This window comes from Pontivivens marinum (assembly GCF_900231835.1).
Lineage (GTDB): Bacteria > Pseudomonadota > Alphaproteobacteria > Rhodobacterales > Rhodobacteraceae > Pontivivens > Pontivivens marinum.
In genome coordinates, this window is the sequence record NZ_OCTN01000008.1 from 1 (window position 1) to 11,723 (window position 11,723).

The window sequence follows — 11,723 nt, forward strand, 5'->3', positions numbered from 1 at the left end:
TTGCGGAATTCGTCCGTCCGTTTCAGTCCCATAGTCCGTCTCCTTTGTTGCAGTAAATGCTATCAAAGGAGCGGCATCAAACCGCGACAGGTCCAGCTGACTTGGGCAGAGATGAAGGACACTGGCCGATACGGATGGGCGAACGCCTGCCAGATTTCGCACAGCAAACCCGAATGATCGTAGCATCGAAAGTTCGCTTTGCGCTCGTTGCAAAAGCGCTGGTCTTGAACCTCTTTCGCCAGTGCTGTGAAAGTGCGAAGGGCGCTTGCAGAACAGGCAAATTCCCCTCAATGGTTTGGCAAGGCAGAGATGAGGATCAGCTTGGCACATTCACCCGCTGATAATATTGCTCGTCACGATCTTGAAGATCGCATTCTAGCGGATGATCGTGCCGTGACATTGATTTGCGCACCGGCAGGCGCGGGAAAGTCGCATTTCTTGCGTGCTATGGCAGACCGCATGGGCCATCACGTCGTGGCGGGGGGCACGCCAATAACGAACGCCGCATGGATATTCTGGGATGATCCTACGCTGGGGGCTGAATTGCCCGCGTTGGCAACAGGACAGCGGTTAATCATCGCCAGCCGCCCGCAAAGCGTACCGGCTGCCCTTGCGCGGGGGCGGTTATATGGCGCGTTGCTTGAGTTGGATGGCGATGACTTGCTGGTGCCTGAGGATATGTGCTCAGCGGAACAATGGCAGCGGTCGCTTGGGTGGCCGCTATTGCTATCACCCGCGGCACAGGATGACGCGCTGTTGCAGGACTATATCGCGACAGATGTTTTTGACGGAACCGCTGCGCAGGATTTGTGGGCGGTCTTGGCGCAATCCGAGCTTCCAGACTGGTGTCGCCATGCTGTTCCGCCTCTTGCCAACACAGCTGATCCAGTAGGCCTGCGCTTAGCACGTATCGTGCGGCACGCGGCGGAGGGTGAGCTAAGCCAGCATCTATCCTCAATTGGGCCCGATACCTCGTGGCTGGATAATGAGGTGGTCCGCGACCCAATGGTGCTGTGCCGGGTGATGGCGCGGATGATCCAGAACGGTAAGGTTGCCGGAGCACTGGTGGTCTTTGATCGCGCGGGCGGCTGGACACTGTTCTACCGTTTCGGGAAGCGGGCATTCGCTGATCTGATCGCGCTGTTCCCTGAGGATTCCGACGAGATTGACGTGGTTTTGTCGCGTGCCTTGCTGGCATTAAAGGAGGGCGAGGTTCAATACGCCCAGACAGTATTGGTTCATCGGTTTGGCCACGAAATTGCAGATACGCTTTCAGTCGTCAGGGGCATTGCGAAGTTCCCGCTAAAGGTCAGGATTTTCCGCATATTGCTGCTGATGTATCAGGATTTGGCGCTAACGGATGCGTTGTTGGAGGCCTTGTTTGCATTCGCGACGCAGATCCGGCTGAACGATACGGTACTACGCGGAACCTATTATAACGCGATGCTGGAATTCCTGTTGCGTCTGCGTCGGTATGATGAGGCGGAGGACGCGGCCGGTCGGGCGCTAAAGGCGTATGAGCAGGGAAACGTGCCGCTGCTGGCCTTTTATATCTCCGTACACCGCGCCGTAATGCGTCTGATGCGGGGTGAGGCGAGCGCGGCCCGTCATGATGTGGAGGCTGCACGGGCGCGCCTGTCAGAGATCGCATTTGAATCCCCTGGCGATTGGCGTCTGCTAAAATTGGTCGAGACGATCCTGCAATTCGAGGATGGTGATCCGCAGGCGCTGCTCGATTTTCTGGAGCATGACCTGGACGAATTTTCCCACGGTGAGATTTGGCCATCACTGGTGGAGCTGGCGGTTGTCTATGGCTCACAGGTTTTGTGTGAGCAGGCGTCCACGCGGTCGGCCTTGGCCTTTCTGGATCAGTGGCAGTTATACATGGCGCTGAACCGGCAATTTCGGCATTTGATCGAGGTGCGCAAGGCGCAAATCCTGCAAAATAAGGGCCGCTGGGGTGAGGCTGCGTTGATCCTGTCCCCAATTCAGGCCGGTCTGGATCGGGTTTGGGTTGAGAGCGCCGAAACCGGATTTACCCGTCTGGATGCCCGCGATGATATTCTGCTGGCGATGTCATGGCTGCGCCAGATCGCCTATGAACGCCCCCGTTTCGTTTATCTGGACCGTAAGCTTCAGGCGATGCGGCAGAACCCCCGCCTGACTGAACGGCAATTGCTGTCGATCGATGTTTGGTCCGCTTATGTTGCCCGTCATAACCGCGATCATGGGCGTGCACGGGGGCTGCTGCTGCGCGTGTTCGAGCTGGCCGCGCGCAGACATTCCCTATCCGTGTTGAGCGAGGAGCAGATATTCCTATCCGAGCTATGGGCGGATCAGCGCATGGCAACCTTTCTGGACGCATCGGGAACTGCCCGCGCCGTGCAGCGCCGGTTGGAGGAAAGTCGCCACGCGAAAACATCCGCGACAGCCCGCGCAACACTGACACGGCAGGAGCTGAAAGTGCTGGTCATGTTGACTGAGGGCGCGTCGAACAAGGGCATCGCCCGCCGGTTAGGGTTGAGCGAGCCAACGGTGAAATTCCACCTGCGCAACCTATACCGAAAACTGGCCGTAAGCCGACGGGCCGAGGCTGTTGCCACCGCGCGGGGGCTGGGCTGGGTCGGGTGAGGGCCTAAAGCCCATCCTTATTTCGCATAAACCTATCCCTTGCATGTCTTGTCTGCATGTCCGATCTGCCTCAGCCTGAACCGGTAATCAGGGATGGGCTCATATGGCGTTACGACTGCTCGAAACGATTTTGAGGCGATTGCTCTCAGTGCTGCTGGTGCTGTTTGTGTTATCGCTGATGATCTTCACCTTGGCGCGGATCGTACCGGGTGATCCGGCGCGTATGGTTCTGGGCCCATCCGCAACGCAGGAACAAGTGGCCGAACTGCGCACGGAGATGGGGTTAGACCAACCCATCCTCACCCAATACGTCACCTATGTTGGTAAGGCTGTGCATGGCGATTTAGGGCAGTCGATTGTAACCAACCGACCCGTATCGCGCGACATTGCCGAATTCCTGCCTGCGACGCTGGAACTGGTGCTGGTCACGATCATCATCGTGCTGCTGATCGCGGTGCCGCTGGGCGTGTTAACGGCGCGCCATCGCAATACATGGATCGACAATGTCGGGCGCTTCTTCTCGCTGGTCGGGGTGACGATACCGTCCTTTCTGTTCGCGGTCGGTTTGCAGTTAGTGGCAGCGAATTTTTTCCCAAGCTGGCCAATTCTGGGCCGCGTGGATTACCAGCTTAACGCGCCGGATGGTCCAACAGGGCTGCTGCTGATCGACAGCTTGATGTCGGGGCGGATGGATGTTTTTGCCGATGCCAGCCAGCATATTCTGTTCCCCGCACTGGCATTGGCCATGTCGGGTATCGGGCAGATCACACGGATCACCCGCTCCGCGATGATTGAAAACCAACGACGCGATCACGCGCTGACGCTGCGCAGCTTTGGCGTGCCGGAGAAGGTGGTCACGTTCAAATATTTGCTCAAGCTTTCCTCGGTCGCGCCGCTGACAATTATGGGGCTGGAATTCGCCTCGATGATCGGGAACGCCTTTGTGGTCGAGATGGTGTTTGGCTGGGGTGGATTTGCGTCCTACGGGCTGACCGCGATCCTGCAAAAGGACCTCAACGCGCTGATGGCGGTGGTGTTGATCTCCGGCTTGTTCTTCATCTTTGCCAATCTAGTAATCGATATTGTTGTGGGCCTGATTGACCCGCGCCTACGTCTGCGCGGAGGCACGGCATGAGCCAGAGCACCCCCAAAGAGCTAACCGCCGCCTATATGTCATGGTATCGGTTCTCACGTAATCATGCGGCTGTTATCGGCGCTGTGATCGTCATCTCGGTTCTGGTGATGACTGCGTTGGCGCCATGGATCACGCCATTCCCTGACCATATCGGGTCGGTCGTGGATTTCCGCAATCGTCATGCCGCACCGGATGCGCAGAACTGGTTCGGTACGGATAAGGCGGGCAGGGATGTCTTTACCCGCACGATTTTCGGGTTCCGCGTTTCATTGATGCTGGTGGTCGGGGTGCTGGGTATCTCGGTTCCTGTCGGCGCTGTGCTGGGCATGTCTGCCGGATATTTCGGCGGCTGGACCGAGCGGATTATCACTGGCCTGACCAATGTGATGCTGGCGATCCCACCGCTGGTTATGGCGCTGGCCATTGGCAATGTGCTGGAGCCGAACCTGACCAACGCGATGATCGCCATCACGCTGCTATGGTGGACGTGGCATGCGCGGCTGGTCTACCGGATCACGGTTTCCATCGCGAGCGAGGACTATATCGAAGCCGCACGTCTGGCCGGTGCATCACATATGCACATCCTGTTTCGGGAAATCCTGCCCAATTGCGTTGCGGTGATTTCGGTCAAAACCACGCTGGACGCGGCCTTTGTCATCCTGTTTGGCGCGACGCTGTCCTTTCTGGGGTTCGGTGTGAAACCGCCGACGCCCGACCTTGGATCAATGGTTGCGGATGGGCGTCAGTTCCTGCCCGAAAAGTGGTGGGAAGTGCTCGCCCCGGGTTTCGCGATTTTCTACGCCACGCTGGGGTTCAACCTGCTGGGCGACGGGCTGCGCGATATGTTCGACGTGGAGGATTGAGATGAAACGGCTTCTCGACGTTCAAAACCTAAACATCTCCTTTTCCGGCTATGGCCGCACGCAACAGGTGCTGCACGACATCAGCTTTTGCGTGAATGAGGGGGAGCAGGTGTCGCTGATCGGGGAAACCGGTTCGGGTAAATCCGTGACGGCCAAGGCGATTTTGGGCACCTTGCCCGCCAATGCCACCATCGACAGCGGCTCGATCGGGTTTGAGGGGATGGACCTGTTCAACCTGTCCAAGCCGGATCGGGAACGGCTGAAGGGTACGGCCTTTTCCATCATCATGCAGGACCCGCTATCCTCGTTTAATCCGGTATTTCGCATTGGCACGCATCTGGATGATGTGATGCGCCATGCCGACCGGCGGCAGGGCATTCCGGACAGCGCAAAGGGCCGCAAGTCGCGGATTTTCGAGACATTGCGCAAGGTGCAATTGTCCGATCCCGAGCGTATTTTCAACGCGTGGCCGTTCGAGCTGTCCGGCGGTATGCGCCAGCGTGTGTTGATCGCATTGGCGCTATTGCACCAGCCGCAATTGCTGATCGCGGATGAACCGGGAACCGCGTTGGACGTAACCACGCAGTACGAAATTCTGCGGCTGATTAAAAGCCTCGTGGTTGAGGATGGTCTATCGCTGCTGATGATCACCCACAATCTGGGCGTGGTTCGTCAAACTGCTGATCGTGTGCTGGTCATGCAGCACGGCCATATGGTTGAGCAGGGACCGTTGCAGCGCGTCTTCTCCGCCCCTGAATCTGATTATACCAAAAGCCTGATGGCCGCCGTTCCACCGCTATACGGCCCGAATGTCACCAATCAGCCGGTGTCGGATAAGGCGCCGATCATCACGCTGACCGATGTGCAGAAAATCTACAAAAAGCGCGGCCTGTTCACACAGGGTGAGGGGCATCTGGCGGTTGATGGCATCAACATCACCGTGAATGAGGGCGAGATTTTCGGGTTAGCTGGGGAATCCGGCTCAGGTAAAACCACCGTTGCGCGGATGATTATGGACTTGCTGGAACCCACCAGCGGTACGGTTACGGTGTCTGGCACGCCCAGCGAAAATGCTCTGCGTCTGTCGCAAATCGTCTACCAAAACCCGGGCACCTCGCTGAACCCCAAACGGTCGGTTCAGCAAATCCTCGACGTGCCGTTAAAGCATATGGGCTACGACAAACCCAAACGGCGCGCGCGGATGGAGGAGCTGCTGACCCTCGTGCGGTTGCCGGTGAATTTCCTGTCGAAATACCCGCACGAACTGTCAGGCGGGCAGAAACAACGCGTGGCCATCGCCCGTGCCTTGGCCGCGGAGCCGAAGATTATCGTGCTGGATGAGCCGACCTCCGCGCTGGATGTGTCGGTGCAGCGGACCGTCATGGATTTGCTGCTGGAGCTGCGCGACAGTCTGGGCCTGACCTATGTGATCATCTCGCATGATCTGTCGCTGATGCGGAATTTCTGTTCGCGCATCGCGATCATGTTCAAGTCACGCATCGTCGAGGCAGGCACACCCGAGGAGGTGTTCCGCACGGCCAAGCATCCCTACACCCGCGCCCTTATCTCCGCGATCCCAGTGATTTCGGACGCTGAGGAAGCGCAAAAACCAACAGTTACAGACGAAGAAAGGTCCCAGTTTCTGGTCGCGAACACCGGCAGCTGAGGACATAAGAAAGGACACAAAAGTGTATCGTTTGGGAATCGACGTAGGCGGCACGAATACCGATGCCGTTGTAATGAAGGGCAAGGACGTTCTTGCCGGCATCAAGGCACCAACATCCGAGGATGTGACAACAGGCGTTGTTGCCGCCATGAACGGCGCCATTGCGCAGGCCGGAATTGACCGTGCCAATGTCTCGAATGTCATGATCGGCACGACACATTTCACCAATGCGGTGATTGAGCGTAAGCACCTGACACAGGTCGCCGCGATCCGCCTTGGCCTGCCGGCAACGGCCTGCCTGCCGCCTGCGGTGGATTGGCCACAGGATTTGAAAACGGTCGTTGGCGATCACGGCTATCTGGTGCGTGGTGGTTACGAATTTGATGGCCGCGAGATCTCGCCCCTGGATGAAGCGGAACTGATCCGCATTGCCAAGGATATTCAGAGCAAGGACCTGAAGGCCGCTGCCATCACCTGCGTTTTCGGCCCGATCAATGCCGAGATGGAGCAGCGGGCCAAGGCGATCATCCAGGAACATTGCCCTGGTTTGCCCGTCGTGCTGTCCACCGATATTGGCCGGATCGGTTTGTTGGAGCGTGAAAGCGCGACCATCATGAATGCCTCGCTGCTGAGGCTTGCGGCAAAGACCGTGGATGCTTTCGGTGATGCGCTGCGCGATGCCGGCATCAACTGCCCGTTCTACATCACGCAAAATGACGGCACGCTGATGGCGGCTGAAACGGTTAAGAACTTCCCCGTTCTGACCTTTGCATCCGGCCCTACAAACTCGATGCGCGGCGCGGCGTTTCTGACCGGTGTGAAGGAAGCGATCGTCGTCGATATTGGCGGCACGACCACCGATGTTGGCGCGTTGCAGCAGGGGTTCCCGCGTCAGGCGGCGACGGTTGTGGATGTGGGCGGTGTGCGCACCAACTTCCGCATGCCCGATGTGTTCTCCATCGGCCTTGGCGGTGGATCGCTGGTGCGTGAGCAAAACGGCGCGGTTGCCGTTGGTCCGCAATCGGTTGGCTATAAGATCATTCAGGAGGCTAAGGTCTTTGGTGGCCAAACCCTGACCACGACCGATATCGCCGTTGCCAGTGGTAAGGCGCAGGTCGGTGACCCGGCCAAGGTTGCTGATGTTGATCCCGCGCTGGCCAAAACGGCGATGGATACCATTACCTCGATGCTGGAAAACGCGGTTGAGCGTGCGCGGGTATCGCCCGAGCTGATCCCTGTGATTGCTGTTGGCGGCGGGTCGATCCTGATGCCTGACAGCTTGGGTGATCTGACCGTGATCCGTCCCGATAACTTCGCCGTTGCGAATGCTGTTGGGGCCGCAATTGCACAAATCTCGGGTGAGGTTGATCGGGTCTTTTCGCTGGAAAAAACCACGCGTGAGGAATGTTTGGTTCTGGCGGAGCAGGAGGCAACCCAGAACGCGCTGGCCGCAGGGGCCGTTGCCGAAACCATTCAGGTTATCGAGCGCGAGGACGTACCGCTGGCCTATCTGCCCGGCAACGCGACCCGCATTCACGTAAAGGTCGTCGGCGAAATGGGTGGCAGCAATGAGTGATTCAGCACGCCAATTCCCCGCCTATGACCCCGCCGATCTGTGGATATTGGACCATGAGGATATCGACGCGCTGGAAATCGGCGCGGGTATTCTGGGCACTGGCGGCGGCGGCAATCCCTATGTGGGTAAGCTGCGCGCGCGTCAGGCCCTGAACGAAGGGCTGCAACTGTCCATCCTGCCGCATCAGAAAATCCACGACGACGCGCTGGTCGTGTCCGTGGGCGGCATCGGTGCACCGGTTGTGGGCGTGGAACGCATTCGCGAGGGGCGCGAGGGCCTGCGCTGTATTCGCGCGTTAGAGGCGCATCTGAACTGTCAGGTCGATGCCATCGCATGCGAGGAGATCGGTGGTTCCAACGCGATCGAACCGCTGTTGGTCGGGGCCTATGCCGGTATGCCTGTCGTGGATTGCGACGGGATGGGGCGTGCCTTTCCCGAAATGCAGATGACCACATATTCCATCTACGGCCACCGCTCGACCCCGTCGGCAATGTGTGATGTCCATGGAAACGTTGTTATTTTCCAGCATGCCGCGTCCGAGCTGTGGCATGAGCGTATGGCGCGGGCCACGGTGGTTAGTCAGGGGGCAGGGTCTGACCTTGCCTCGGCCCCGATGCGCGGGCAGTTCGTTAAGAAATACGGAATCCCCAATTCCTACACACAGGCAATCGGGCTGGGCCGTACCGTCCGTGCGGCGCAAAAGGCGCATGAAGACCCCATCGACGCTATTTGCAAGCATGAGCGTGGCAAGCGCCTGTTCACCGGCAAGATCACCGATCTGAAACGCCACCTACAGGGCGGCTTCGTTCGGGGTGAGGTGCAGCTGTCCGGCATCGACGCACAGCATGGTGAGACAGGCCAAGTCCTGATCCAGAACGAAAACCTGGTGTTCTATCACAACGAGCAGATGGCCTGCTGTGTGCCGGACCTGATCCTCGTGCTGGATGTGGATACTGGCGAGGCAATCACGACCGAGCTGCTGCGTTACGGTCAGCGCGTCGCGATTGTTGCGTTGCCATGCCATGAATTGCTGCGATCCCCGCAGGCACTGGATGTTGTTGGGCCAAAGGCATTCGGCTTTGACGACATCACCTATGTTCCGCTTCAGGAGGTCTGATCATGGCCTATCAGGTAACTCAATCCGATCTGGAGGCAATCGCCCTGGGCGGCGCATTCCTGGGCACGGGCGGCGGTGGCGATCCGTATATCGGAAAGCTGATGGCCCGTCAGGCCATTGCCGAACATGGCCCCGTTACTGTTATCGCGGCGGATGAGGTTGCCGATGACACATTATGCGTCCCCGTCTTTATGATGGGGGCGCCGACGGTGATGCTGGAAAAATTGCCCTCGGGCGATGAAATCCTAAAGGCATTGGCCGAGCTGGAAACCTTCCTCGGTAAAAAGGCAGGTGCGTTGATCTGTGTTGAGGCAGGCGGGCTGAATTCCACTATTCCGTTTATGGTTGCCGCGGCGACGGGGCTGCCGCTGATCGATGGTGACGGGATGGGGCGTGCCTTTCCCGAATTGCAGATGGTGACATTCACCATGCACGGCATCGCGTCCAGCCCGATGGTGGTTGCGGATGACAAGGGGAACTCCGCCCTGATGTCCACGATCTCGAACCTATGGACAGAACGCTTGGCCCGTGTGGTTGCGGTTCAAATGGGTGGCGCGGCACTGGTCGCGGCGTTTCCGATGAACGGCGCTGACATGAAAAAGGCGTTGCTGCACGGCACGATGACCACGATCCGCGATATTGGAAACACCATCCTGTCCGAGCGTAAAGCCTCGCGCCATCCCGGTGCGGCGCTGCGGGCGATGACGGGCGGCGCGCATCTGTTCACGGGGCGTGTTGTGGATGTGCAACGCGCGACTGAGGGCGGTTTTGCGCGAGGCAAGCTAACGCTGCGCGGCATTGACGATTTTGCCGGACAGGAATTCCTCGTCCATTTCCAGAACGAATTCCTGCTGGCCGAAACCGCCACCGGTGCGCCGATCTGCATGACGCCTGACCTGATCTGCGCGCTGGATGCCGATATGGGCCTGCCAGTCACGACGGAGCAGATGCGCTACGGCATGACGGTCGAATTCTCCGCCATTCCGGCTGATCCGCAATGGCACACACCTGCGGGGCTGGAGCTCGCAGGGCCGAAGTACTTTGGTTACGACCACGAATTTCGCCCCTTCACCACGGGGGAAAGGGCCTGACGCGGCCTGACTGATGCGCGTCCAACATACTGCAACCAACAGGGTAAATCATGAAAAAGCTTCTCTCCTCCACTGCGCTGATGGCCGCTTGCGCCTTTGCCGCGCCCGCGCTGGCCGATACTGCAATTACGGTCAACGCGACGCAGGTTTTTGGCACAATCGATCCTGCAAAAATCAACGACTACACTGAGTATATGGCCGCAGTTAACCTGTATGACGGCCTGACCACCGTGGATAATGCAGGCAGCGTCGTCGGCCAATTGGCGGAAAGCTGGGAGGTGTCCGAGGACAACCTGACCTACACATTCCACCTGACCCCCGGTGCGACCTTTACCGACGGATCGCCTGTTGAGGCATCGGACGTGGTTTATTCCATCAAGCGTCTGCTGGCGTTGAACGAGGGCCCCAGCTATCTGTTCAGCGATCTGGTCGATCCAGAGGCAGTCATCGCTGTTGATGCGAGCACAGTGTCCATTGGCTTGACCGAAGTTTTCGCACCCTTCCTCGCCACGACACCGTTGATCCTCGTGCTGAACGAGGGCGCAGTGGCTGAGGCATCCGAAACCGAGTGGGGCGAGGATGTGATCGCCGAGCAAACCTACGGTGCGGGTCCATATTCGGTGGCCAGTTGGAACCGTGGCGCGGAATTCATCCTGTCGCGGAACACCAACTACTATGCGGGTTTTGAGGGCGGCGACGGCGCGCCAATCGATACCGTGCGGTTCGTCATCACCAATGATGAGGCAACGGTGCGTGCGCTTGCTACCTCGGGGCAGCTGGGCTTTTCCGCCTCGACCCACACGAACGAGACATATGCCGCGCTGGACGGGTTGGATAACTATTCCGTCGCTGTGATCCCGACCGTGACCAACCTGTATCTGAAGCTGAACACGCAGCTGGCACCGACCGACGACATCCACGTTCGCCGTGCCCTGCAATATGCAACGGATTACACCCTGATCCGCGAGGAAATCTTTCCCAACGGTGAGTTGAACGGACCAATGGCGCATGCCTTTGCCGACGCGCTGAACACCGATCTGCCAATGCCGGAATATAATCTGGAGAAGGCGGCCGAGGAACTGGCGATGTCTAGCTATGCCGGTCAGGATATTACGATCAGCCTGGCCTATGTTGCCGGTCTGTCCTTTGAGGAAGATATCGCGCTGTTGCTACAGGCCAATCTGGAGGCGATCGGAGTTACTCTGGATATCCAGCCCGAGCCATGGAACCGCATCACCGAACTGGCCGCTGACCCTGCGACAACGCCGAATGCGACCGAGATTTTTAACGGCCCATCCTATCCATCGCCTGACTCGGTTTTCTATGTGCAGTACCACTCGAAATCCGCAGGGACATGGGCATCAATGGAGTGGCTGGAAACACCTGCTGTTGACGCATTGATCGATGAATCGCGCGCGACCACTGATGTGGCTGAGCAGAATGCGATCTATCAGGAATTGCAGGCAACTTTGGTCGATATGGCAGCTGATGTCTTTATCGGAACGCAGCAAAAGCGTCACGCGATCCATTCGTGCCTGACGGGATACGAGTTCATTCCGATGATGTCGTGGGATTACAATTTCGGCGATATGCGCTGGGCCTGCGAATAATTTCGCAGCGATTGTAATCTGGAATCGAAAGGGC

The 11,723-nt window shown here is 58.3% G+C and carries 8 protein-coding genes; all 8 read left to right on the plus strand.

Going from position 1 to position 11,723, the window contains the following annotated elements; all coding sequences use genetic code 11:
* Positions 1-321: 321 nt before the first annotated feature.
* The 8 genes from CR254_RS14845 (at position 322) to CR254_RS14880 (ending at position 11,689) form a co-directional block, all read left to right on the plus strand.
* Entirely contained in the window at positions 322-2,631 is a 2,310-nt protein-coding gene (locus CR254_RS14845) for a helix-turn-helix transcriptional regulator (protein ID WP_180956029.1), read from the plus strand.
* Between the two features lie 103 nt (positions 2,632-2,734).
* The gene (locus tag CR254_RS14850; RefSeq protein WP_097931359.1) at positions 2,735-3,766 is read left to right on the plus strand and encodes an ABC transporter permease; all 1,032 of its coding nucleotides are present in this window, start codon (positions 2,735-2,737) and stop codon (positions 3,764-3,766) included.
* Positions 3,763-4,629, plus strand: a complete 867-nt coding sequence (locus tag CR254_RS14855; protein WP_097931361.1) for an ABC transporter permease — start codon at positions 3,763-3,765, stop codon at positions 4,627-4,629. Before CR254_RS14850 ends, CR254_RS14855 begins: the two co-directional genes overlap by 4 nt.
* A 1-nt stretch (position 4,630) precedes the next feature.
* Positions 4,631-6,295: a nickel ABC transporter ATP-binding protein NikE gene (gene nikE / locus CR254_RS14860; protein ID WP_097931363.1), complete on the plus strand. Its 1,665-nt coding sequence runs from the start codon at positions 4,631-4,633 to the stop codon at positions 6,293-6,295.
* Positions 6,296-6,317: 22 nt separating this feature from the next.
* Positions 6,318-7,871: a hydantoinase/oxoprolinase N-terminal domain-containing protein gene (locus tag CR254_RS14865; RefSeq protein WP_097931365.1), complete on the plus strand. Its 1,554-nt coding sequence runs from the start codon at positions 6,318-6,320 to the stop codon at positions 7,869-7,871.
* On the plus strand, positions 7,864-8,988 hold the full coding sequence (locus CR254_RS14870; protein ID WP_097931367.1) for an S-methyl thiohydantoin desulfurase family protein: 1,125 nt from the start codon (positions 7,864-7,866) through the stop codon (positions 8,986-8,988). Before CR254_RS14865 ends, CR254_RS14870 begins: the two co-directional genes overlap by 8 nt.
* 2 nt (positions 8,989-8,990) lie before the next feature.
* Positions 8,991-10,079: an S-methyl thiohydantoin desulfurase family protein gene (locus CR254_RS14875; protein ID WP_097931369.1), complete on the plus strand. Its 1,089-nt coding sequence runs from the start codon at positions 8,991-8,993 to the stop codon at positions 10,077-10,079.
* Between the two features lie 50 nt (positions 10,080-10,129).
* On the plus strand, positions 10,130-11,689 hold the full coding sequence (locus CR254_RS14880) for an ABC transporter substrate-binding protein (RefSeq protein WP_097931371.1): 1,560 nt from the start codon (positions 10,130-10,132) through the stop codon (positions 11,687-11,689).
* Positions 11,690-11,723: the final 34 nt, after the last annotated feature.

Excerpts from the sequence above, each read along its gene's own strand:
- CR254_RS14875 (WP_097931369.1), top strand. The coding sequence starts at position 8,991 with ATGGCCTATCAGGTAACTCAATCCGATCTGGAGGCAATCGCCCTGGGC.
- CR254_RS14855 (WP_097931361.1), top strand. The coding sequence starts at position 3,763 with ATGAGCCAGAGCACCCCCAAAGAGCTAACCGCCGCCTATATGTCATGG.
- CR254_RS14880 (WP_097931371.1), top strand. The coding sequence starts at position 10,130 with ATGAAAAAGCTTCTCTCCTCCACTGCGCTGATGGCCGCTTGCGCCTTT.
- CR254_RS14850 (WP_097931359.1), top strand. The coding sequence starts at position 2,735 with ATGGCGTTACGACTGCTCGAAACGATTTTGAGGCGATTGCTCTCAGTG.
- nikE (WP_097931363.1), top strand. The coding sequence starts at position 4,631 with ATGAAACGGCTTCTCGACGTTCAAAACCTAAACATCTCCTTTTCCGGC.
- CR254_RS14870 (WP_097931367.1), top strand. The coding sequence starts at position 7,864 with ATGAGTGATTCAGCACGCCAATTCCCCGCCTATGACCCCGCCGATCTG.